Origin of the sequence: Dryocola sharpae (assembly GCF_051307055.1) — a bacterium.
Lineage (GTDB): Bacteria > Pseudomonadota > Gammaproteobacteria > Enterobacterales > Enterobacteriaceae > Dryocola.
The window spans coordinates 760578-785040 of record NZ_CP149994.1 but is presented as its reverse complement, the minus strand read 5'-3'; the positions used below and the strand labels follow the sequence as shown (position 1 = coordinate 785040).

The following is a 24463-nucleotide window of genomic DNA, read 5'->3' as shown; positions in this document are numbered from 1 at the left end:
TCCGGCCCTTAACGTCAAACTGGCGCAGGAGATCAGGCGTAGCCGTAGCTCATCAGACGCTGATAACGGCGGTTAAGCAGCTCATCTTTGTTCAGCACATCCAGATCGGCGAGATCCGCCAGCAGCTGCGCTTTCAACGACGCGGCCATCGCTTCCGGATTACGATGCGCGCCGCCCAGTGGTTCCGGGATGACGGTATCGACAAGCTTCAGCTCTTTCAGACGTGGTGCGATAATGCCCATCGCTTCTGCGGCAAGAGGTGCTTTATCAGCGCTCTTCCACAGAATAGAAGCACAGCCTTCCGGGGAGATAACGGAATAGGTGCTGTACTGCAGCATATTCACCTTATCGCCAACGCCGATTGCCAGCGCACCGCCGGAACCGCCTTCGCCAATGACCGTACAGATGACCGGCACTTTCAGGCGAGACATTTCACGCAGGTTGCGGGCAATAGCTTCGGACTGGCCGCGCTCTTCCGCGCCCACGCCCGGATAGGCGCCAGGCGTATCGATGAAGGTAATGATTGGCATATTGAAACGCTCAGCCATCTCCATCAGGCGCAGCGCCTTACGATAGCCTTCGGGTGCCGGCATACCAAAGTTACGGCGGATTTTCTCTTTGGTTTCGCGCCCTTTCTGGTGGCCAATGACCATCACCGGACGGCCGTCAAGACGCGCAATGCCACCGACGATAGCTTTATCGTCAGCGTAGGCGCGGTCGCCCGCCAGTTCGTCAAACTCTTCAAAAGCGAGACGAAGGTAATCGAATGTATACGGGCGCTGCGGATGGCGCGCCAGTTGAGCAATTTGCCATGCTCCTAAATCGGCGAAGATTTTACGTGTGAGCTCTACGCTTTTTTCACGCAGACGCTGCACTTCTTCGTCCAGATTAATATCCAATTTTTCATCCTGACGGCTAACGGCGGTCAGGGAATCGATTTTCGCTTCCAGCTCTGCAATCGGCTGTTCGAAATCAAGGAAATTCAGACTCATAGTATTCCTGTATTAGTCAAACTCCAGTTCCACCTGCTCCGACCCAATCAGAGTACGCAAATCGTTGAGTAAACGATCGCTGGGTGAGACACGCCATGCTGCGCCAAAGCGCAACCGCGCACGTGCATCTTCCCTCTGATAGTAGAGATGTACCGGAATTGTCCCCGAACGGTGGGGTTCCAGAGACTGACGGAGACGGTTTAAAAGCTGGTCATCAATTTGCCTGTCCGTCAGCGAGATAGCAAGCCCGCGAGCATACTTTTCACGGGCTTCGTCAATGTCCATCAATTCGCGAGCGGTCATTTTAAGGCCGCCGCTGAAGTCATCAAAGCTGACCTGTCCGCTGACGATCAGGATACGGTCTTTTTCCAGCAGATGCTGGTACTTTTCTAACGCATCTGTGAATAACATCACTTCCAGACGACCGGAGCGATCGTCGAGAGTACAGATGCCAATGCGATTGCCTCGTTTGGTCACCATGACCCGTGAAGCAATCACCAGACCCGCAGCCGTGGTCATTTTACCACGTTCTGTCGGGTGCATCTCTTTCAGGCGCATGCCGCCGACATAGCGCTCAATTTCTTTCAGATACTGGTTGATGGGGTGGCCGGTAAGATAGAGCCCCAGCGTTTCACGCTCGCCGTCCAGCACCGTGTGTTCCGGCCACGGGATGACGCTGGCATAGGATTGCTCAATCTGTTCCGGCTCTTCGGCCAGCACGCCAAACATGTCCGCCTGGCCAATAGCTTCCGCTTTCGCATGCTGATCGGCGGCTTTCAGGGCGTCGCCCAGCGCGTTCATCAGCGCGGCGCGGTGCGGCCCAAGGCGGTCAAACGCCCCGGACATAATCAGTTTTTCCAGCACGCGGCGGTTTAGCTTTTTCGTATCGGTACGGGCACAGAGATCGAACAGCTCGCGGAAATAGCCGCCTTCGTTACGCGCCTCAAGAATCGCTTCAATCGGGCCCTCGCCCACGCCTTTAATCGCGCCGATGCCGTAAACAATTTCGCCGTCGTCGTTCACATGGAAATGGTACAAGCCCGAGTTAATGTCCGGCGGCAGAATTTTTAATCCCATGCGCCAGCACTCATCCACCAGGCCTACCACCTTTTCGGTGTTATCCATATCGGCGGTCATTACCGCCGCCATGAACTCCGCCGGATAGTGCGCCTTGAGCCACAGCGTCTGGTAGGAAACTAATGCATAGGCGGCGGAGTGGGATTTGTTAAACCCGTAACCGGCGAATTTCTCCACCAGGTCGAAGATTTTTATCGCCAGCTCGCCGTCAATGCCGTTGGCTTTCGCGCCGTCTTCGAAGCTCGACCGCTGCTTGGCCATCTCTTCCGGTTTCTTTTTACCCATCGCGCGACGCAGCATATCCGCGCCGCCGAGGGTATAGCCGGAGAGCACCTGGGCTATCTGCATAACCTGTTCCTGATACAGGATAATGCCGTAGGTCGGCTCCAGCACCGGCTTCAGGCTTTCGTGCTGCCACTGAATATCAGGATAGGAGATCGCTTCGCGGCCGTGCTTACGGTCGATAAAGTTATCCACCATGCCGGACTGCAGCGGGCCCGGACGGAACAGGGCCACCAGCGCAATCATATCTTCGAAGCAGTCGGGCTGCAGACGTTTGATCAGATCCTTCATGCCGCGGGATTCAAGCTGGAAGACCGCGGTGGTTTCCGAGCGCTGCAGCATGTCGAAGCTTTTTTTGTCGTCGAGCGGAATGGCGGCGATATCAATCGGCTCAAGCCCCTGCTTCGCCCGACGCGGGTTAATCATTTTCAGCGCCCAGTCGATGATAGTGAGCGTACGCAAACCAAGGAAGTCGAACTTCACCAGGCCCGCGTATTCCACGTCGTTTTTATCGAACTGGGTGACCGGGTTCTGCCCCTGATCGTCGCAATACAGCGGAGCAAAATCGGTGATTTTCGTAGGGGCGATAACGACGCCACCGGCGTGCTTACCGGCGTTACGCGTGACGCCTTCCAGCTTGCGCGCCATGTCGATCAGCGCTTTGACTTCCTCGTCCGCTTCGTAGATCTCAGGCAGCTGCGGCTCGGCTTCGAAAGCTTTCGCCAGCGTCATGCCCGGATCGGGCGGGATCAGCTTAGAGATGCGATCGACAAATCCGTACGGGTGGCCCAGCACGCGGCCCACGTCGCGGATAACCGCTTTCGCCGCCATGGTGCCGAAGGTGATGATCTGCGATACCGCATCGCGCCCGTACATTTCGGCTACGTGATCGATAACCCGATCGCGCTTTTCCATGCAGAAGTCGATATCAAAGTCGGGCATCGACACGCGTTCCGGGTTGAGGAAACGTTCGAACAGCAGATCGAATTCCAGCGGATCGAGGTCGGTGATTTTCAGCGCATAGGCCACAAGCGACCCCGCGCCGGAGCCGCGGCCCGGGCCTACAGGCACGCCGTTATCCTTCGACCACTGGATAAACTCCATCACGATCAGGAAGTAGCCCGGAAAGCCCATCTGGTTGATAACCTGCAGCTCAATATCCAGACGCTCGTCATACGGCGGGCGCTTTTCGGCGCGCTCAGCCAGATCCGGGAACAGGAATTCCAGCCGCTCTTCCAGACCTTCTTTAGATTTTACGACCAGGAAATCTTCGGTGGTCATATTTCCGGTCGGGAACTGCGGCAGGAAGTATTCACCCAGCCTTACGGTGACGTTACAGCGTCGGGCAATCTCAACGCTGTTTTCTAATGCTTCCGGGATATCCGAGAACAGCTCGCACATCTCTTCTTCGCTGCGCATGTACTGCTGCGTGGAATAGTTGCGCGGGCGTTTTGGATCGTCGAGCGTGAAGCCATCGTGGATGGCAACGCGGATTTCGTGTGCGTCGAAGTCGGTGGCGTCAATAAAACGTACGTCGTTGGTGGCGACGACCGGCAGGCCGCGCTCGTCGGCAAGGGCGACGGCGGCATGCAGATAATTTTCTTCATCGGCACGGCCCGTACGGATCAGCTCCAGATAGAAGCGATCGGCAAAATACTGCTGGTAGAACTCCAGGCACTGATCGACCTGGGTATGGTTTCCACGCAGCAAGTTTTTGCCAATATCCCCCATCCGCCCGCCGGAAATCAGGATCAGCCCTTCGTTCAGCTCCGCAAGCCAGCCGCGATCGATAACCGGGCCTGCTGCGCCGTAGCCACGCTGATAGGCTTTAGAAATAAGCAACGTCAGGTTCTGGTAGCCGATATTGTTGGCGGCAAGCACGGTAAGATGGCTAAGCTCATCGCCCAGTAATTCATTGGCGACGTTAAAATCCGCGCCGATAATGGGCTTAATTCCGGCGTTATGGGCGCCGCCATAAAACTTCACCAGGCCGCACAGGTTAGTAAAATCGGTAATAGCTAAAGCCGGCATATTCAGCGCCGCGGCTTTTTTCACCAGCGGCCCGATTTTTGCCAGCCCATCGATCATGGAATAATCACTGTGCACCCGCAGGTGAACGAAACGTGGTTCAGCCATTTTTCATTCCGATTAAATGTGTACCAGATACCCGCAGGTCAGGAGGCCAGCCCAAGGGCGCGCCTGACCGGAGCAAAACTGCGACGATGGTGCACTGTGGCACCGTGCTCTGCCAGCTTTTCGAGGTGAAAAGCCGTTGGGTAGCCCTTATGTTGGGCAAATCCGTACTGTGGAAAACTCAGATCCAGGGTCGCCATTTCGCGATCGCGCGTGACTTTGGCGAGTATCGACGCGGCGCTTATCTCAGCAACCCGGCTATCCCCTTTTACTACGGCCAGCGAAGGCATGGGCAATGCAGGGCAGCGATTTCCATCGATAAGAACATATTCCGGCACAATGCCCAGGCCCGCAACGGCACGCTGCATGGCGAGCATGGTTGCGTGCAAAATATTTAGCTGGTCAATCTCTTCCGGCTCGGCGCGCCCAATGCTCCAGGCCTGCGCTTTTTCGATGATTTCATCGTAGAGCGCATTACGTCTTTTTTCCGAAAGTTTCTTTGAATCCGCAAGACCGATAACAGGTTTTGCCGGATCGAGGATAACGGCGGCCGTGACGACAGCGCCAACCAGCGGGCCGCGGCCCACTTCATCCACACCCGCAACCAGATGCGTGTGCGGATAGATAAATTCCATCATTGCGCTAACTCCAGCACGGCATCTGCCGCCTGAACGTCTGCATTACAGCGGATTTTTTCATGCAGAACACGGAAAGTGTCGTGCATCTGATGGCTCTGCGCGCCGTCTGCAAGCAGCGGTTCCAGCGCGGCCGCCAGCGCGGCGGGCTCACACGCTTCCTGAAGCAGCTCTTTTACCAGTTCGCGGCCGGCAAGAAGGTTAGGCAGAGAGACATAATCGGTTTTCACCAGGCGTTTCGCGAGCCAGTAGGTAAACGGCTTCATGCGATAACCGACCACCATCGGGCATTTCGCCAGCATGCATTCAAGCGCCGCCGTGCCGGAAGCCAGCAACGCAGCGTCGCTTGCGACCATCGCCTCGCGCCCCATTCCATCCAGCAGATGCACGTTCAGTTCGGGTGCGATTTCGGCTTTAATTTTTTCAAACTGCTCGCGCCTTTTGGCGTTCACCAGCGGCACGACTATCTCAAGATCCGGAAAACGACGCCGAAGAAGCTGCGCGGTTCGCAGGAAATCGCCGCTTAGCATCTCAACTTCTGCACCGCGGCTGCCGGGCAGCAACGCCAGACATTTTACCTCCGGGGAGATGCCAAGCGTTGCGCGCGCTGCGTTTTTATCCGGATCCAGCGGCATGGCATCGGCCATGGTATGCCCGATAAAACGGCAGGGAACGTTAAACCTGTCATAAAACGCTTTCTCAAAAGGCAGGAAGGCGAGCACCAGATCGGTAGCGGCGCCAATTTTGAAAACGCGTTTCTGGCGCCATGCCCAGACGGAAGGGCTGACGTAATGAATCGTGCGAATGCCCTGCTTTTTAAGATTGCCTTCCAGGGTGATATTAAAATCAGGCGCGTCGATACCGACAAACACATCCGGCTGCAGCTCGGTAAAGCGGCGGGTCAAATCAGCGCGGATATGCAGCAGGCGACGCAGGCGACCGAGCACTTCTACGATGCCCATTACCGCCAGCTCTTCCATTTCATACCAGGCTTCACAGCCTTCGGCCTGCATACGCGGGCCTGCTACACCCACAAAGCGTGCGTCCGGGTGCTGCGCCTTCAGAGCGCGTAGTAATCCTGCACCAAGAATATCGCCGGACGTTTCTCCGGCGACCAGGGCAATCGTAAGGGGACGACCGGGCTTCATTTAGCGAATCAGACCGCGCGTGGAGCGCGCAAAGAATTCAACAAATGCGTTAACCTCCGGATGCACTTTAGCAAGCTCAGCGATTTCCGGTTTTGCCTCGTCGAGGGTTTTACCGCTGCGGTACAATAGCTTATAAGCGTTGCGAATAGCGTGCAGCGCTTCTTTGCTGAAGCCACGGCGTTTTAACCCTTCAAAATTGACGCCAAACGGCGTGGCGTGGTTGCCCTGCGCGATAACGTACGGCGGAACATCCTGTGCAACGCCGGAGCAGCCGCCAACCATCACGTGCGCGCCAATAATGCAGAACTGGTGCACCGCGGTCATGCCGCCGATGATGGCGAAATCATCAACGGAAACGTGGCCTGCAAGCGTTGCGTTATTCGCGAGGATACAGCGATTTCCGACGGTACAATCGTGCGCTACGTGTGCGTTGATCATCAGCAGGTTATCGCAGCCCACCTTCGTCAAGCCACCGCCCTGTTCTGTGCCACGATGGATAGTGACGCTCTCGCGAATGCGGTTGCGATCGCCAATCTCCACGCGAGTGGGTTCCCCTGCATATTTAAGGTCCTGGTTAACTTCACCAATGGAGGCGAACTGGTAAATCTCATTATCACGGCCAATGGTCGTATGTCCATTTACCACGACGTGAGATTTCAGCACGGTTCCCTCACCGATCTCAACATGCGGACCAACTACGCAAAACGGGCCAATATGGACGTTAGCGCCAATAACGGCGCCCTCTTCCACAATGGATGATGGATGAATAAAGGCGGATTTATCAATCACGTATCAGCTCTCCCGGCTGCGGGCACACATCATAGTCGCTTCGCAGACAATTTTACCGTCAACGGTCGCTACGCCTTTAAAGCGCGTCAGACCACGGCGGGTTTTTTCGAAAGTTACTTCCATGACCATCTGGTCACCTGGCACAACCGGGCGCTTGAAACGCGCTTCGTCGATACCGGCAAAGTAATAAAGTTCGCCCGGCTCCAGTTTCCCTACGCTTTTAAACGCCAGAATACCGGTGGCCTGCGCCATTGCTTCAAGGATCAAAACGCCCGGGAAGATGGGTTTGCCAGGGAAGTGGCCCTGGAAAAACGGCTCATTTACAGAGACATTTTTTACTGCGCGTAGAAAACGACCTTCTTCAAAATCCAGAACACGGTCAACCAGCAAAAACGGGTAACGGTGCGGCAGAAGCTCTAAAATCTCTTCAATGTGCAGAGTATGAGTTTCGGTAGTCAAAATACGCTTCCTGTCCAAATATACTAAATGACAATAATAACACGGCCCGCGGCTATCAGGAGACAGCTTGCAGGCCGCAAATCAGAAACACGACGCCTTAAGGGCGGGTGATGCTTAATTTTGTTGATTGACCTTACGCTCAATGGCTTTTAAGCGTTTGCTCATTTCATCGATATTCATCACCAGCGCGGCGGTTTTACGCCATGCTTTATTCGGTTGTAACGGAATACCTGACGAATAGACGCCGGGTTCAGTGATGGGGCGCATTACCATGCCCATGCCGGTGACGGTGACTTTATCGCAGATCTCCATGTGACCGTTAATCACGCTGGCGCCGCCAATCATGCAGTAGCGCCCGATTTTGAGGCTGCCGGCCATGATAACGCCACCTGCGACGGCGGTATTGTCGCCAATCACAACGTTATGTGCAATCTGGCACTGGTTATCAATGATAACACCATTACCAATGATGGTATCGTCCAGCGCGCCGCGGTCGATGGTGGTGCAGGCGCCAATTTCAACCCGATCGCCCACGATCACCCGGCCAAGCTGGGGGATCTTCACCCAGTTGCCACGATCGTTCGCGTAACCAAAGCCATCCGCGCCGATGACGGTGCCCGACTGGATCAGGCACTGTTCGCCAATCTCAATTTCGTGGTAGACGGAAACGTTCGCCCACAGACGAGAGCCCGCGCCAATTTTGGTATTTTTGCCAATAAAGCAGCCGGGACCAATGACGACGTTATCACCCAGCACAACGCCGGATTCAATCACCGCATTGGCGCCAATCGCCACATTGTTGCCTAACGTCGCAGTCGCATCGACCACCGCGCTCGGCGCAATGTTCTGTGCCGGCTGCGGCGTGGAATCAAGAATTTGCGCCATGCGGGCATAGGTCAGGTAGGGATTCTTCACTACCAGCGCCGCGCTTTTGGCGAAAGGAAGGTCGGCCTGGGTCATTACGACGGCAGAAGCCTGGCAAGTCGCCAGCTGTTCATGATAACGCGGGTTAACGATGAACGTGATATGACCTGCCTGCGCCGAATGCATGGATGCCACGCCGGTGATGACGATATCGCCATCACCATGCAATTGCGCATCCAACTGCTGGGCTAATTCAGCCAGTCGAATTGAAGACATTACTTATTTAACCTGTTTCAGTACATCTGCAGTGATGTCTTTTACGCTGCTGCCAGCGTAGGCGACGGTGTTCGTGTCCAGCACCACATCGTAACCTTTGTCATCAGCAACTTTCTTCACCGCGCTCTGGATACGAGTAACCAGCTTGCCGCGTTCTTCACCGGAACGACGTTGACGATCCTGTTCAAAAGCCTGCGCTTTAGTAGAGAAGGTCTGGCGGCTTGCCATCACGTCTTTTTCCAGCTTGCTGCGCTCGCTGGCTTTCATGGTGGAGCCATCGCGCTGCAGACGCTGCATTTTGGATTGCAGAGCGTTTTCCATACCCTGAAGTTCAGAGGCGCGGCCTTTGAACTCGTTTTCCAGGGTTTTGGAGACACCGGTGTTCTGTGCAACTTGCTGGAACAGGTTGCCCATGTTTACAACGGCGATACTTTCAGCTGCCTGAACGCTGGCTGATGCAGCCATAGCGATGCCAAGACCTGCGGCAAATAACCACTTTTTCACAATAAACTCCTTACCATCCCATATGTGCCCGAGGACACTGTCTTTTGCGTGTACCAGCCCGGCGTTTGCCGGATTGGTATCAGCGCGTCACTGCTTATTGCGTTCCTTCGCGCAAAACAATTACCAGGTTTTACCGATGTTAAACTGGAACTGTTCTGCTTTGTCGCCATCATATTTCTTGAACGGCTGCGCATAGGAGAATACCAGCGGCCCCAATGGCGACATCCATTGCAATGCTAAACCTGCTGACATACGAATGTTGGCCGGGTCGCTGTAATCCGGTACTCCAGCCTCTTTCATCTGTGCGGTATTTTCCCAGTTGGTATCCCAGACGGTACCGGCATCCACAAACAGGGACGTACGCACCGAGTTGGCATATTTCTCGCTCAGGAACGGCGTAGGAGTGATCAGCTCTAAGCTTGCCACGCCCATGGCGTTGCCGCCCACCGCATCGTCAGAACCACACACTTCATTTGATGAGGTTTTATTACAGTTATCCGTATCGTTACCGCCGTAGTAAACGGCTTTCGGACCGATGTTATTCGACTGGAAGCCACGCACCGTGCTGGAACCACCGGCATAGAAGTTTTCATAGAACGGCAGCTCTTTGCCGCCTAATCCATCGCCGTAGCCCCAACGGGTACGACCCAACACGACCCAGGTATGGTCTTCGTTGATTGGGAAGTAGCTCGCTGTATCCAGCGTTACTTTATAGAACTCGTTATCCGAGCCCGGCACGGTGACTTTACCGTTCAGGTTGACGCGCGAACCTTCCGTCGGGAAGAATCCGCGATCCAGTTTGTTGTATGTCCAACCATAGTTCAGAGTGAAGTCATCAGCAGCAAAACCGTTGTCATCAGTCGATCGGGATGTGTTCTGGCCCACGGAGTCCAGATAGCGCCACATGGCTACCTGCGGCTGCATGTTGGACAGGTCGTTATGAACGTACCCTAAGCCCAGACGCAGGGAGTTATATTCGTTAACCGGGAAGCCGAGCGTACCGTCCACACCGTAGCTGGTGTTGGTATAGTCGGACAGATCCGCATCATCCGCTTTAAAGTCGTTATAGAACAAACGGCCGCCGAGGCTCACGCCATCAACGGTGAAGTACGGGTCGGTAACGGAGAGTTCAGCATAGGTCTGGTAGTCGTTTTTAGTACCGTTGATACCCACAGAGTAACCGGTACCTAACCAGTTATCCTGCTGAACGCCTACCTGGAAGCTCACGCCGCTTTCAGTACCGTAACCCACGCCAAAGTTGAAGCTGCCGGTGTTACGCTCTTTAACTTTATAGACGACATCGACCTGATCGGGACTGCCTGAGACACGCTGGGTATCGACATCGACGGTTTCAAAGTAGCCGAGACGATTCAGACGCTCTTTACCGGCGTCGACCATGTCGCTGCCAAGCCAGGCCCCTTCCATCTGACGCATTTCGCGACGCAGAACGGAGTCTTTACTGGTGTCGTTACCTTCAAAACGGATCTTACGAACGTAGAAACGGTTGCCGGAATCAACGCTGACATGCAGTTTTACGGTCTTATCCGCATCGTTGATTTCAGGCTGGGTCTGCACGCGTGGATAGGCATAGCCGTAACGACCCAGCAGCTTCTTGATGTCGTCTTCCATTTTGGTGACTTTGGTGCCGTTATACAGCTCGCCCGGCTTCATTTTGGTCAGGCTCTCGATTTCCGCTGAGTGGCCCGCCAGGTTGCCGTTCACCGACACGCCGGCAATCTTGTACTGATCGCCTTCGGTGATGTTAACCGTCACGTAAATACTTTTCTTGTCCGGCGTCAGGCTAACCTGAGTAGAGTCGATGTTAAAACGCGCATAGCCGCGATCCAGATAGTAGCTACGCAGGGTTTCGAGGTCGCCCGCCAGTTTCTGTTTCTGGTATTTACGATCGCCCACGACGTTCCACCATGGCACTTCATCGCGCAGCTGGAAGTGCGAGATTAACTCTTCGGTAGAGAACGCGTGGTTGCCGACGATGTTGATTTGCTGAATTTTGGCGGAAACGCCTTCCTGGAAGACCAGTTTCAGATCGACACGGTTACGCGGCAGCGGCGTAACAACGGCTTTAACGCTGGCGCTGTATTTACCAACGCTGTAATAGAAATCTTCCAGCCCTTTCTCGATATCTGAGAGGGTGGTGCGGTCCAGTGATTCACCGACACGCACGCCAGAAGCCTCAAGGTTCTGCTTAAGCATGTCGTCCTTCACGGACTTGTTACCGGAGAAAGTAATACTCGCGATTGTTGGACGTTCTTTTACCTGAACGACCAGCGTATCGCCATCACGCAGCACCCGGACATCTTCGAAGTTCCCGGTAGCAAACAGTGAGCGGATAGTATTACTGATATCCTCGTCAGAGACGGTATCGCCTGGGCGAACCGGCATGCTGAGGAGGGCCGCACCGACGGCGACTCGCTGCAGGCCTTCGAAATGAATGTCTTTCACTACGAACCCGTCTGCACCGTATACGGTGGCGCTGCTAAACAGCAGCGACGCTATGAGCAACTTTTTCATCGCCATCGTTGTTATGCGTTCTTCCTAACCTAATTCTCTCTAAAACCGAGAGAAATCATTGAAAAGTGCAAGCCCCATTAACATCACCAGCAAGATAGAGCCGATGCGGTAACTAAAGTCTTGAACTCGCTCGGAAACCGGTCCGCCCTTCAGTTTTTCAATCGCCAAAAAGAGCAGATGCCCGCCGTCCAGAACGGGGAGCGGAAACAGGTTGATAATCCCTAAATTGACGCTGATAAGCGCCAGGAACATCAGATAGTAAATCAACCCGAATTCCGCCGACATACCTGCCCCTTGAGCTATGGAGATTGGCCCACTGAGGTTGTTCAGTTTTACGTCACCGGTTATTAATTTCCCCAGCATGTTGACCGTCAGCTTCATCAGTTGCCAGGTTTTACCCGTGGCTTCTGCTACCGCGACAAACGGCCCATACTGGCGCACTGTCTTGTACTCATCCGGCAGCGGGATAACCTTTGGAACCACACCCGCAAACCCTTCAGCCTTTGCTTTACCCGGTTTTGTATCCGGTATCAGCGTTAAAGACAAGGGCTGTCCCCGTCTTTCTACTTCAACAGCCAGAGACTGGCCCGGATTATCACGCACCAGGCTGACAAATTCCGTCCACTGGGCGATAACCGCACCGTTGACTTTAACGATCCTGTCCCCGGCTTGCAAACCTGCCTTGTTGGCTGCTGATTCAGGTTGTACTTCTTCGAGCACCGTCTCAATTTGCGGACCGCGCGGCCTGATCCCTAACGAGACGACAGGATCTTCTCTGTCTGGTTCAAACTGCCAGTTTCGTAAATCAAGAGTTTTCTCGCTGGTCTGACTGGTGCCAAAAGGCGCAAGGCTGACTCGCGCATTTTCATCGCCGATCTTCGCTACCAGAGCAAGACGAACTGCATCCCAATCAGGCGTTTCGATACCATCTATCGCTTTAAGTTCCGTGCCTGGGGCAATTTGTGCCGCCGCCGCTATCGAGTTGGGCGTTATTTCACCAACGACCGGACGAACGGCGGGGACACCGATGATAAACACCAGCCAGTAAGCGAACACTGCAAAGATAAAGTTGGCAATCGGCCCGGCGGCGATAATAGCCGCGCGCTGGGAGACGGTTTTGTTGTTGAAGGCATAATGGCGGAGCTCCGGGCTAACCGGCTCAACGCGCTCATCAAGCATTTTGACATAGCCGCCCAGCGGGATGAGGGCGATAACAAACTCGGTGCCGTGGCTGTCTAAACGGCGCCAAAGCGCTTTACCAAAACCAATGGAGAAACGCTCAACGCGCACACCACAACGGCGGGCAACCCAGAAATGGCCAAACTCGTGCACGGTGATCAAAATACCCAGTGCAACGATAAATGCTGCCAGATTCCAGAGTATGCTCAGCATAAAACCTTCCGTTAAATCGTCCTGAAAACGAGCAAGAGCAGACAGGCAAACACCGGCACCGCCGCCGTCAGACTGTCGATGCGATCCAGAATACCACCATGTCCGGGGATCATGTGACCGCTATCTTTAATCCCTGCTTCACGCTTAAACATACTTTCGGTCAAATCGCCCAGCACCGAGGCCAGCGCCGCGACAACGGAACACACCAGCAGAATCGTCGGGGCTACTTCCAGATTCGCCCACATGCCGAACATCAGCGAGATGATTGCCGAGGTAAACAGGCCGCCGATAAAGCCCTGCCAGGTTTTACCCGGAGAAACCTTAGGCGCAAGCTTATGCTTGCCAAACATTTTGCCGAACAGGTAGGCGCCGGAATCAGCGCCCCACACGAGGATCATGACGTACAGCAGCCACATTGCACCCGCGTAGTGATTGCTATCGTAATGCCAGCTGCGCAGCGCCACCATGCCCCAGAAGAACGGCACGATAGTCAGCAGGCCAAACACCAGCCGCAGCGGCCTGGAGTTTCGCCAGAAAGCCGCGGAGGCCGGGTAGAACAGCACCAGCAGCAGCGCAGCAATCCACCAGAAGAGCGACGCCCAAAGCGAATATTCGATCAGCGGGATATGCACCGTGCGGCGGTATTCCGGTAATGCGAAAAGCATTGCCGCCAGCAGCAATCCACAAAGCACCGCCAACCATATACGCTGGGATCGCGCTTTAAATCCGGCCAGCTGCCCCCACTCCCACGCGCTCAACATACACACGACAAGGGTAGTGATAGCAAAACCGACCGGCGGCAGCAGGAACAGCGCAGCAATGACAACAGGTATCAAAATAAACGCGGAAATCAGGCGATACTTCAGCAAAAGTGACCCCCAACAGGCTTATTCGCCACCAGGTGCTGTGCCGCCAAAACGACGCTCTCGATTCGCAAAAGCATTTAGCGCACCTTCAAAGTCTTGTTCATCGAAATCAGGCCAAAGAACATCCGTAAAGTAAAGCTCTGCATAGGCTATCTGCCAAATCAGAAAATTACTGATGCGATGCTCCCCTCCTGTCCTAATTACTAAATCCACGGGGGCCAGTTCATTCATGCAGATCTGCTGGCTAAGCAGCTCTTCATCAATCTGGTCCGGGCGCAACAAACCTTCCTGCACCTGCCCGGCGAGATGCCGAACTCCCTGAATAATATCCCAACGACCGCCATAATTCGCGGCGATATTAAGCGTTAAGCCGGTATTTTGGCTGGTCAGCGCCTCGGCTTTGTTAATACGTTCCTGCAGGCGCGGGTTAAACCGGCCGGTGTCGCCAATGATGCGCAGGCGAACATTATGACGATGTAAGCTTTTGACCTCGCTGTCTAAAGCCCATACAAACAGCTCCATCAACGCGCTTACTTCCTGCGCCGGGCGATTCCAGTTTTCACTGCTGAAGGCATATAGCGTGAGCGCCTCGATACCGTTATTGGCCGCAAAACTGACGGCCCTGCGGACGGATTTCGCTCCCGCTTTATGACCAAAGACCCTCATTTTCCCTTGTCGTTTAGCCCAACGACCGTTGCCATCCATAATAATGGCAACATGGCGTGCGCCATGTGCGGATGCGGTTTCGCTTAATTGTTGGTTTGCTGACAACATAACGCGTAATAATTCCCTGATAAGGATTAAGCGGTACTCGAGAATGGCTTCGGTCTTCACACAAAAAAGCCGTGCTATGACACGGCTTTCCACCTTTCTATCAGCCATATCCGATGGAAAGGTGGCGCAGACTATATCACTGAAGCACAACGCTAACAAATGGCGGGACGCCAGCCGATTGAATTATCATCGGTTAGCGACACGCGTCACCAGATTTCTGGCGACTTCACGTGCGGTTGCATCCACCGCCTGTACCTCGTCGACGCTTTGTGGCTCCGTCAGGTCAACTTGTTCCAGCACCGCGCGGTTAAGTACAGCGATATCCGTAAAGCGCAGGCGATGGTGCAGGAAGGCGTCCACCACAATCTCATTCGCCGCGTTAAGTACGGTTGTCGCCGCCTGCCCCTGCTCAAAGGCTTCAATCGCAAGCTTAAGGCAAGGATAGCGGTGATAATCTGGCTCCATAAAGGTAAAGGTGCCGATTTTGCAGAAATCCAGCGGCTCAACGCCCGAGACTACGCGTTCCGGAAACGCCATCGCATGGGCAATGGGCGTGCGCATATCTGGTGCGCCCAGCTGCGCCAGCACGCTACCGTCACGGTAACGCACCATTGAGTGGATAACCGACTGCGGGTGGATCAGCACTTCCATTTGTTCGGCGTGGGCATTAAACAGCCAACGGGCTTCAATATACTCGAGACCTTTGTTCATCATGGTGGCGGAGTCGACGGAGATCTTACGCCCCATCGACCAGTTCGGATGGCTGCATGCCTGGTCCGGCGACATTGCCGCCAGCTCGCCAATCGGCGTTTCACGAAACGGGCCACCAGACCCGGTGAGGATAATGGACGAAACGCCATTATCTTCCAGACCAGCGTATCCCAGGTTTTGTTGAATTGTTTCCGGTAAACTCTGAAAAATCGCGTTATGTTCGCTGTCGATCGGCAATAATTGCGCCCCGCTGCGCTGTACGGCATCCATAAACAGACGTCCGCAGGTTACCAGCGATTCTTTATTCGCCAGCAGAACTTGCTTACCCGCAGCGATAGCCGCAAGGGTCGGCAGCAAACCAGCGGCACCCACAATCGCCGCCATCACCTGATCGACTTCATCCAGCGCGGCCATTTCACAGGCGGCCTTTTGCCCCGCCAGCACCTGAGTCGCACTGCCCTGCTCGCGCAGAATTTCGCGCAGCGCTTTAGCAGACGCCTCATCGTCCATCACGGCCCATGTCGGTCGGAATTCCAGACACTGTTCAGCCATGCGTGCGACATTCTTCCCGGCGACCAGGGCCGTCACGGAAAACTGCTCGGGATTATGGCGGACAACGCTAAGGGTACTGGTGCCGATAGAACCGGTGGAACCGAGGATGGTCAGCTGCTTCATGAAGGACTCTGAATGGTTGTAGTAATAGGGAACAAGTGTGCGGCGGCAAATAAGGCTTGTCTATGCCTTTGAGCTAAAAGCAAAACGCCGTAAACAAAACCCGTGAAGCGAATCACGGCCTGTGTACGGCGTTTAATCTGTCACGGTGACAATCAGAACTGCATCAGCTCAGTTTCTTTATCAGCCAGAGCGGCATCGATTTTCTTGATAGCGGCATCGGTCATTTTCTGCACATCGTCCTGCGAGCGACGATCTTCATCTTCACCGATCTCTTTATCTTTGAGCAGGGTTTTCACTTTGTCGTTCGCGTCGCGACGCACGTTACGTACCGCAACGCGAGCGCCTTCAGCTTCGCCACGCACAACTTTGATCAGATCTTTACGGCGTTCTTCCGTAAGCGCAGGCAGTGGAACACGGATATCGCTGCCGGCGGAGCTTGGGTTCAGACCCAGATCGGAGGTCATGATGGCTTTCTCAACGGCCGGGCTCATGGAGCGGTCGAAAACGTTGATTTTCAGCGTACGGGAATCTTCAACCGTCACGCTGGCTAACTGGCGCAGCGGGGTTGGCGTACCGTAATATTCCACTACGATGCCGTCCAGCAGGCTTGGGGAAGCGCGGCCAGTACGCACTTTGCTGATTTGGGTTTTGAATGCTTCAACGCATTTTTCCATGCGTACTTCAGCATCTTTTCTGATATCGCTAATCACGTTACGAATCCTTGAATACTGGTTTAAGGCAGACCACGCTTACCATCGCAGCACGCATGCTGCGAGCTAAGTATAGTCCTGTTTATTCTTAGGCGTTGTTACAGCCAAATCTTACCTTGATTAAGCTTCGAGCGAAATTACTCCGTAATCAGAGTGCCTTCTTTTTCACCCATAACCACGCGACGCAGCGCGCCCGGCTTATTCATATTGAACACACGAATCGGCAATTTATGATCGCGGGCCAGGGTAAAGGCGGCCAGGTCCATCACTTTCAGCTCCTTATCCAGCACTTCCGTATAGGTCAGCTGCTCATAAAGGGTTGCTGTAGGATCTTTAACCGGATCGGCAGTGAATACGCCGTCTACCTTGGTGGCCTTCAGCACCACATCCGCTTCGATTTCGATGCCGCGCAGGCAGGCGGCAGAATCCGTAGTAAAGAACGGGTTGCCGGTACCGGCGGCCAGAATCACTACGCGATTATTACGCAGCAGGCTGATTGCTTCGGCCCAGCTGTAATTGTCGCACACGCCGTTTAATGGGATAGCGGACATCAGGCGGGCGTTCACATAGGCGCGATGGAGCGCGTCGCGCATCGCCAGGCCGTTCATCACGGTCGCCAGCATGCCCATGTGGTCGCCCACAACGCGGTTCATGCCGGCTTTCGCCAGGCCCGCTCCGCGGAATAAGTTGCCACCGCCGATTACCACCCCGACCTGAATACCCAGTTCAACCAGCTCTTTAATTTCCTGAGCCATACGGTCCAGTATGCTCGCATCAATACCAAAACCTTCGGTGCCCTGCAGGGCTTCGCCGCTCAGCTTAAGTAGAATGCGTTTATAGACGGGTTTTGCGTTGGTAGCCATGTTTCTTTCCTGAGAACAGTAAACGTTTGGGGATGGATAATACTGGCGACATTGTGTCGCATATCAGCAAGAACTGTATCAGATCAGACTGATATTTAAGGCTGGATAAAAAGGAACCGCCTGCTGGCGGCTCCTTTTTTTAAAATTAAGACTGCTTGGACATGGCAGCAACTTCTGCTGCGAAGTCAGTCTCAACTTTCTGGATGCCTTCACCCACTTCAAAGCGGATAAAGTTAGTTACGTCGGCATTGTGCTCTTTCAGGAACTGACCAACGGTTTTGCTTGGGTCAATAACGAAAGGCTGGCCGGTCAGAGAAACTTCGCCGGTGAATTTCTTCATGCGGCCTTCAACCATTTTCTCTGCGATTTCTTTTGGCTTGCCGGACTGCATGGCGATGTCCAGCTGAACCTGGTACTCTTTCTCTACCACTTCAGCAGACACGTCTTCAGGCTTAACGAATTCAGGCTTGCTCGCTGCAACGTGCATTGCAATTTGCTTAACCAGATCTTCGCTTGCGCCTTTAGCGGCAATCAGAACGCCGATACGCGCGCCGTGCAGGTAGCTGCCCAGCACTTCGCCTTCAAGAGAAGCAACGCGGCGAATGTTGATGTTTTCGCCGATCTTAGCAACCAGCGCTACACGCTCTTCTTCGAACTGAGCTTTCAGCACTTCAACGTCAGTGATTTTGCCGGCAACAGCGGCATCCAGCACTTTGTCAGCGAACGCCTGGAAACCACCATCTTTAGCAACGAAGTCGGTCTGGCAGTTTACTTCCAGAATCACACTGTAGTTGCCTTCGATTTTGGTTTTGATCACGCCGTCAGCGGCTACGTTACCTGCTTTCTTAGCAGCTTTGATAGCGCCAGATTTACGCATGTTTTCGATTGCCAGCTCGATGTCGCCGTTAGCTTCAGTCAGCGCTTTTTTGCAATCCATCATGCCTGCGCCAGTACGCTCACGCAGTTCTTTTACCAGAGCAGCGGTAATTTCAGCCATTCTTTAATCCTCGGTTATCTCGTGAAGAGAGATAAGCCCTGGTTCACGTGTTGGCGAACCCTGGCTCAAAATAAAAAGGGGGCCTGAGACAGGCCCCCTAACCAAACTATGCAATACCTGGTTAATAAGGGCTCGAGAGAGCGAACCTTATTATTCAGCTTCTACGAAGCTTTCTTCTGCCTGAGCAGCCAGATCCTGAGAACGGCCTTCACGCACGGTAGCTGCAACAGCACCCAGGTACAGGGTAACAGCGCGGATTGCGTCGTCGTTACCTGGGATTACGAAATCAACGCCATCTGGATCGGAGTTGGTATCAACGATAGAGAACACTGGAATGCCCAGGTTGTTAGCTTCTTTGATAGCAATGTGTTCGTGATCGGCATCGATAACGAACAGAGCATCCGGCAGGCCGCCCATGTCTTTGATACCGCCCAGGCTGTTTTCCAGCTTGTCCAGTTCACGGGTGCGCATCAGCGCTTCTTTCTTGGTCAGTTTGTCGAAGGTACCGTCCTGAGACTGAGTTTCCAGATCTTTCAGACGTTTGATGGACTGACGAACGGTTTTCCAGTTAGTCAGCATACCGCCCAACCAGCGATGGTTCACGAAGAACTGATCGCAGCTCAGAGCAGCTTCTTTTACTGGTTCGCTTGCAGCGCGCTTAGTACCAACGAAAAGGATTTTACCTTTACGAGAAGAGATCTTGCTCAGCTCAGCCAGGGCTTCGTTGAACATTGGAACAGTTTTCTCAAGGTTGATGATGTGAACTTTGTTACGTGCGCCGAAGATGAAAGGCTTCATTTTCGGGTTCCAGTAACGGGTCTGGTGACCAAAGTGAACACCAGCCTTGAGCATGTCGCGCATGGAAACAGTTGCCATGGTTAAAACCTCTATAAAGTGATTGGGGTTAAGCCTCCACGTATCCCATATTACCGACCCCTGAGGGCACCCCGGAATATGTGCCGATACGTGTGTGTTATTTACACAAAGTGAGAGTGTTGGCCGTACACCGAAAATCGGCAGAACAGTCCGGCGCGCTTTATACCACAAAAGAGACGCAGACTCCAATAGTTGTTAGCTGACGCGGCGACTGTCCATTCTCAATTTGGCAGTGTTAGTACGCCCTGATACCATTAACGTACACCTGCTCAATTATTGTCGAAAAGTCGACACCTGCGGACCAATCTAATGGCTATCTCAATTAAAACTCCTGAAGAAATCGAAAAAATGCGCGTCGCGGGCGCCCTTGCCGCTGAAGTGCTGGAAATGATCGAAGCGCACGTCAAGCCCGGCGTGACTACCGGCGAGCTTGACCGTATCTGTGATGATTACATTGTAAATAAACAGCAGGCGGTCTCTGCGTGCCTGGACTATCACGGCTTCCCGAAATCCGTGTGCATCTCTATTAACGAGGTGGTTTGTCACGGCATTCCGGACGACGAAAAAGTCCTGAAAGATGGCGATATCGTCAATATCGACGTTACCGTTATCAAAGATGAGTATCACGGCGACACATCTAAAATGTTCATCGTCGGCAAACCGACGATTCTGGGCGAGCGCCTGTGCCGCATCACTCAGGAAAGTCTGTACCTGGCGCTGCGTATGGTCAAGCCGGGCATTCGCCTGCGCACCCTTGGCGCGGCAATTCAGAAATTCGTTGAAGCGGAAGGCTTCTCCGTTGTTCGCGAATACTGCGGCCACGGCATTGGGCGCGTCTTCCACGAAGAGCCGCAGGTGCTGCATTACGACGCTGACGACGGCGGCGTGGTGCTGCAGCCGGGCATGACCTTCACCATTGAACCTATGGTCAACGCTGGCGACTACCGCATTCGTACCATGAAGGACGGCTGGACGGTGAAAACTAAAGATCGCAGCTTGTCTGCGCAATATGAGCATACTATTGTGGTGACAGAGAACGGCTGTGAAATTCTTACGTTGCGCAAGGATGACACTATCCCGAACGTCATTTCGCATAACGAATGATTTTCCTGGCGTAAATTAAGCCAGCCGGTGCCGGCTTAGTGTAGTGACACCGCACCGAAAAGCGTGGTTTTCGGTGCGGTGGGCAAACCAGAAGACACGCTTCTTTGTTTTATCGGCTCTGGGTACGGGACTTTTAAATGCAGCGAGCTTTGTTAATGGTCTGAGCCGGCCAGTGCCGGCTTTTTTTATGGATGTCGGAACATGACCCTGAGTTTATCCGAGCAGTATGCCAACGCCGCGCTTCCTGAGATTGCCGGGCAACCTGATTATCCCGCGAGCTGGCCCGAATCCGATCTCACCTGCGGCCAAATCAAAACGTATCTCGATACGTTCCAGCGCTGGCTTGGCGAAGCCTTTGATAACGGCGTTTCCGCCGAGCGGCTGATTGATGCCCGCACCGAATTTATCGACCAGCTCCTGCAGCGCCTGTGGCTGTTCTACGGCTTTGGCGACGTGCCGGAAGCCGCGCTGGTTGCCGTCGGCGGTTACGGACGGGGTGAGCTGCATCCGCTTTCGGATATCGATTTATTAATTCTTAGCCGTAAACGGCTGACCGATCTGCAGGCACAAAAAATCGGCGAGCTGCTCACGCTGCTTTGGGACATAAAACTCGAAGTCGGCCACAGCGTGCGCACGCTCGAAGAGTGCCTGCTGGAAGGTCTTTCAGATTTAACCGTCGCCACTAACCTGATTGAAACACGCCTGCTGATAGGCGATGTCGCCCTGTTCCTCGAGCTGCAAAAACACGTATTCAGCGACGGCTTCTGGCCGTCGGCAAAATTCTTTGCCGCCAAGCTCGACGAGCAGGAAGAACGCCACCGGCGCTATCACGGCACCAGCTATAACCTGGAGCCGGACATTAAAAGCAGCCCCGGCGGCCTGCGCGACATCCACACGCTGCAATGGGTCGCCCGCCGCCACTTCGGGGCGACGTCCATGAGTGAAATGGTCGGCTTCGGATTTTTGACCGAGGTGGAGCGCAAAGAGCTGGATGAGTGCCAGCACCTGCTGTGGCGTATTCGTTTCGCCCTGCATTTAGAGGTAAACCGCTACGATAACCGTCTGCTGTTCGACAGGCAGCTCAGCGTCGCCCGGCGTCTTAACTACAGCGGCGAAGGCAACGAGCCGGTCGAGCGGATGATGAAAGATTTCTATCGCGTCACACGCCGCGTTGGCGAGCTTAATCAGATGCTGCTGCAGCTTTTCGATGAAGCGATCCTCGCACTTGACGCCAGCGAAAAGCCTCGTCCGCTGGACGATGACTTTCAGCTACGCGGCACGCTTATCGATCTGCGCGACGAAACGCTGTTTATGCGCGAACCGCAGACCATCCTGCGTATGTTTTATATGATGGTGCGCAACCGCGACATCACCGGCATTTACTCCACAACCTTGCGTCACCTGCGCCACGCCCGCCGTCACTTAAACCAGCCTTTATGCTATATCCCCGAGGCGCGCGGGCTGTTTCTTGCGATACTGCGCCACCCGGGAGCCGTAAGCCGCGCGCTTGTACCTATGCACCGGCACAGCGTGCTGGGGGCGTATATGCCGCAGTGGTCGCATATCGTCGGCCAGATGCAGTTCGATCTGTTTCACGCCTATACCGTTGATGAGCACACCATCCGCGTGTTGCAAAAGCTGGAAAGCTTCTCGAAAGAAGAAACGCGCCAGCAGCACCCGCTGTGCGTCGATCTCTGGCCGCGCCTCTCCCATCCGGAACTGATTCTGATCGCCGCCCTGTTTCACGACATCGCCAAAGGGCGAGGTGGCGATCACTCGGTGCTGGGCGCGCAGGACATATTGAAGTTTGCCGAGCTGCACGGCCTGAACTCGCGGGAAACCCAGCTTATCGCCTGGCTGGTTCGCCAGCATCTCCTGATGTCCGTTACCGCCCAGCGCCGTGATATTCAGGATCCGGAAGTCATCAAGCAGTTCGCCGAGGAGGTGCAAACTGAGAATCGCCTGCGCTATCTGGTCTGTCTGACGGTGGCGGATATCTGCGCCACCAACGAAACCCTGTGGAATAGCTGGAAACAAAGCCTGCTGCGCGAGCTCTACTTCGCAACCGAAAAACAGCTGCGTCGGGGCATGCAAAACAGCCCGGACATGCGTGCTCGCGTGCGTCACCATCAGCTTCAGGCGCTCGCGCTGCTGAGAATGGATAACATTAACGAAGAGGCGCTGCATAACATCTGGCGACGCTGCCGGGCCAACTACTTTGTCCGCCACACGCCGAACCAGCTGGCCTGGCATGCGCGTCATCTGCTGGCGCACGACCTTGAGCAGCCGATGATCCTGCTAAGCCCGCAGGCAACGCGCGGCGGGACGGAGATATTTATCTGGAGTCCGGATCGCCCATATCTGTTTGCCGCCGTTTGCGCCGAGCTGGACAGGCGCAACCTGAGCGTCCACGATGCGCAGATCTTTACCACCCGCGACGGTATGGCGATGGATACCTTTATCGTGCTGGAGCCGGACGGCAGCCCGCTTGCCGGCGATCGCCACGAATTAATTCGTCACAGTCTGGAGCAGGCTATCACCCAAAGCAGCTGGCAGCCGCCGCAGCCACGCCGCCAGTCGGCCAAGCTGCGCCACTTTACCGTCGATACCGAGGTAAATTTTCTGCCAACGCACACCGACAGACGCACTTTCCTGGAGCTGATTGCGCTCGATCAGCCCGGCTTGCTGGCGCGCGTCGGAGAAGTGTTTGCCGATCTGGGCATCTCCCTGTACGGCGCCCGCATTACCACCATCGGCGAGCGCGTGGAAGATTTGTTTATCATTGCCACGGCGGAACGCCGCGGGCTGGACGCGTCGTTGCAGCAGGAAGTGCAGCAACGGTTGACAGCGGCCCTTAATCCAAACGATAAATAGCAATCTGTTAATTTCGTCACAATCAGGAAAACGTTAATAATGCAGCAGCTACAGAACGTAATTGAGTCCGCTTTCGAGCGCCGCGCCGATATCACCCCGGCCAACGTAGATACCGTGACACGCGCTGCGGTAAACCAGGTTATCTCCCTGCTCGACAGCGGTGCGCTGCGCGTTGCCGAAAAGATTGATGGTCAGTGGGTTACCCACCAGTGGCTGAAAAAAGCCGTCCTGCTCTCCTTCCGTATTAATGACAACCAGGTCATGGAAGGCGCAGAAAGCCGCTATTTCGATAAAGTACCGATGAAATTCGCCGACTACGACGAGGCGCGCTTCCAGAAAGAAGGCTTCCGCGTTGTGCCGCCGGCGGCAGTGCGCCAGGGCGCATTTATCGCTCGCAACACCGTGCTGATGCCATCTTATGTGAACATCGGCGCATACGTTGATGAAGGATCCATGGTCGATACGTGGGCAACCGTCGGTTCCTGCGCGCAGATTGGTAAAAACGTGCACCTGTCCGGCGGCGTCGGTATCGGCGGCGTTCTGGAGCCGCTGCAGGCTAACCCAACCATTATTGAAGACAACTGCTTTATCGGCGCGCGTTCAGAAGTGGTGGAAGGCGTTATCGTTGAAGAGGGTTCGGTGATCTCCATGGGCGTATACATCGGCCAGAGCACCCGCATTTACGATCGTGAAACCGGCGAAGTGCACTATGGCCGCGTGCCGGCGGGCTCCGTAGTCGTTTCCGGTAACCTTCCTTCCAAAGATGGCAAATACAGCCTTTACTGTGCGGTTATCGTGAAAAAAGTGGACGCGAAAACGCGTGGAAAAGTAGGCATTAACGAACTGCTTCGTACCATCGACTAAAATAAATGTTTAAAAGGCGGGTTACTCCGCCTTTTTGACATTCAGGAGTGGCGGGAAAGGAATTTT

Annotated in this window: 20 protein-coding genes; 3 read left to right on the top strand and 17 right to left on the bottom strand. The window is 54.5% G+C overall.

Annotated elements, in window-relative coordinates:
- Positions 1 to 32: 32 nt before the first annotated feature.
- The 17 genes from accA to rpsB all read right to left on the bottom strand — a co-directional run bounded on the left by accA (position 33) and on the right by rpsB (position 19555).
- Positions 33 to 992 carry an acetyl-CoA carboxylase carboxyl transferase subunit alpha gene (gene accA / locus WLO31_RS03695; RefSeq protein WP_435929160.1) on the bottom strand — a complete coding sequence of 320 codons (960 nt, stop codon included), beginning with the start codon at positions 990 to 992 and terminating at the stop codon, positions 33 to 35.
- Positions 993 to 1004: 12 nt separating this feature from the next.
- Positions 1005 to 4487: a DNA polymerase III subunit alpha gene (gene dnaE / locus WLO31_RS03690; protein WP_435929159.1), complete on the bottom strand. Its 3483-nt coding sequence runs from the start codon at positions 4485 to 4487 to the stop codon at positions 1005 to 1007.
- Positions 4488 to 4525: 38 nt separating this feature from the next.
- The gene (gene rnhB, locus WLO31_RS03685; RefSeq protein WP_435929158.1) at positions 4526 to 5122 is read right to left on the bottom strand and encodes a ribonuclease HII; all 597 of its coding nucleotides are present in this window, start codon (positions 5120 to 5122) and stop codon (positions 4526 to 4528) included.
- The gene (lpxB, locus tag WLO31_RS03680) at positions 5119 to 6267 is read right to left on the bottom strand and encodes a lipid-A-disaccharide synthase (protein WP_435929157.1); all 1149 of its coding nucleotides are present in this window, start codon (positions 6265 to 6267) and stop codon (positions 5119 to 5121) included. The genes rnhB and lpxB overlap by 4 nt, the downstream gene beginning before the upstream one ends.
- Positions 6268 to 7056: an acyl-ACP--UDP-N-acetylglucosamine O-acyltransferase gene (lpxA, locus tag WLO31_RS03675; protein ID WP_435929156.1), complete on the bottom strand. Its 789-nt coding sequence runs from the start codon at positions 7054 to 7056 to the stop codon at positions 6268 to 6270.
- 3 nt (positions 7057 to 7059) lie between these two features.
- Positions 7060 to 7515 carry a 3-hydroxyacyl-ACP dehydratase FabZ gene (fabZ, locus tag WLO31_RS03670; protein ID WP_435929155.1) on the bottom strand — a complete coding sequence of 152 codons (456 nt, stop codon included), beginning with the start codon at positions 7513 to 7515 and terminating at the stop codon, positions 7060 to 7062.
- A gap of 114 nt (positions 7516 to 7629) precedes the next feature.
- Positions 7630 to 8655, bottom strand: a complete 1026-nt coding sequence (gene lpxD, locus WLO31_RS03665; RefSeq protein ID WP_435929154.1) for a UDP-3-O-(3-hydroxymyristoyl)glucosamine N-acyltransferase — start codon at positions 8653 to 8655, stop codon at positions 7630 to 7632.
- Between the two features lie 3 nt (positions 8656 to 8658).
- A complete protein-coding gene (skp, locus tag WLO31_RS03660) occupies positions 8659 to 9159 on the bottom strand; it encodes a molecular chaperone Skp (RefSeq protein WP_435929153.1) in 501 nt (166 codons plus the stop codon).
- Positions 9160 to 9279: 120 nt separating this feature from the next.
- A complete protein-coding gene (gene bamA / locus WLO31_RS03655) occupies positions 9280 to 11697 on the bottom strand; it encodes an outer membrane protein assembly factor BamA (RefSeq protein ID WP_435929152.1) in 2418 nt (805 codons plus the stop codon).
- A 33-nt stretch (positions 11698 to 11730) separates the two neighbouring features.
- Positions 11731 to 13083, bottom strand: a complete 1353-nt coding sequence (rseP, locus tag WLO31_RS03650; RefSeq protein ID WP_435929151.1) for a sigma E protease regulator RseP — start codon at positions 13081 to 13083, stop codon at positions 11731 to 11733.
- A gap of 11 nt (positions 13084 to 13094) precedes the next feature.
- On the bottom strand, positions 13095 to 13952 hold the full coding sequence (gene cdsA, locus WLO31_RS03645) for a phosphatidate cytidylyltransferase (RefSeq protein ID WP_435929150.1): 858 nt from the start codon (positions 13950 to 13952) through the stop codon (positions 13095 to 13097).
- An 18-nt stretch (positions 13953 to 13970) separates the two neighbouring features.
- Positions 13971 to 14723: a (2E,6E)-farnesyl-diphosphate-specific ditrans,polycis-undecaprenyl-diphosphate synthase gene (gene ispU / locus WLO31_RS03640; protein ID WP_435930500.1), complete on the bottom strand. Its 753-nt coding sequence runs from the start codon at positions 14721 to 14723 to the stop codon at positions 13971 to 13973.
- A gap of 186 nt (positions 14724 to 14909) precedes the next feature.
- Positions 14910 to 16109, bottom strand: coding sequence for a 1-deoxy-D-xylulose-5-phosphate reductoisomerase (gene ispC, locus WLO31_RS03635; RefSeq protein ID WP_435929149.1), 1200 nt, complete (start codon positions 16107 to 16109; stop codon positions 14910 to 14912).
- 152 nt (positions 16110 to 16261) lie between these two features.
- Complete coding sequence (frr, locus tag WLO31_RS03630; RefSeq protein WP_435929148.1) at positions 16262 to 16819, bottom strand: ribosome recycling factor; 558 nt, start codon at positions 16817 to 16819, stop codon at positions 16262 to 16264.
- Between the two features lie 137 nt (positions 16820 to 16956).
- Positions 16957 to 17682: a UMP kinase gene (gene pyrH / locus WLO31_RS03625; protein ID WP_034460858.1), complete on the bottom strand. Its 726-nt coding sequence runs from the start codon at positions 17680 to 17682 to the stop codon at positions 16957 to 16959.
- 145 nt (positions 17683 to 17827) lie between these two features.
- Positions 17828 to 18679 (bottom strand): translation elongation factor Ts, encoded by an 852-nt coding sequence (gene tsf, locus WLO31_RS03620; RefSeq protein ID WP_435929147.1) that lies wholly within the window; start codon positions 18677 to 18679, stop codon positions 17828 to 17830.
- Between the two features lie 150 nt (positions 18680 to 18829).
- On the bottom strand, positions 18830 to 19555 hold the full coding sequence (gene rpsB / locus WLO31_RS03615) for a 30S ribosomal protein S2 (protein WP_167610893.1): 726 nt from the start codon (positions 19553 to 19555) through the stop codon (positions 18830 to 18832).
- Between the two features lie 309 nt (positions 19556 to 19864).
- Here rpsB and map point away from each other — a divergent pair, with 309 nt between their 5' ends.
- The 3 genes from map (at position 19865) to dapD (ending at position 24397) form a co-directional block, all read left to right on the top strand.
- Positions 19865 to 20659: a type I methionyl aminopeptidase gene (gene map / locus WLO31_RS03610; RefSeq protein ID WP_435929146.1), complete on the top strand. Its 795-nt coding sequence runs from the start codon at positions 19865 to 19867 to the stop codon at positions 20657 to 20659.
- A 201-nt stretch (positions 20660 to 20860) separates the two neighbouring features.
- Entirely contained in the window at positions 20861 to 23533 is a 2673-nt protein-coding gene (glnD, locus tag WLO31_RS03605) for a bifunctional uridylyltransferase/uridylyl-removing protein GlnD (RefSeq protein ID WP_435929145.1), read from the top strand.
- 39 nt (positions 23534 to 23572) lie between these two features.
- Entirely contained in the window at positions 23573 to 24397 is an 825-nt protein-coding gene (dapD, locus tag WLO31_RS03600) for a 2,3,4,5-tetrahydropyridine-2,6-dicarboxylate N-succinyltransferase (protein ID WP_435929144.1), read from the top strand.
- Positions 24398 to 24463: the final 66 nt, after the last annotated feature.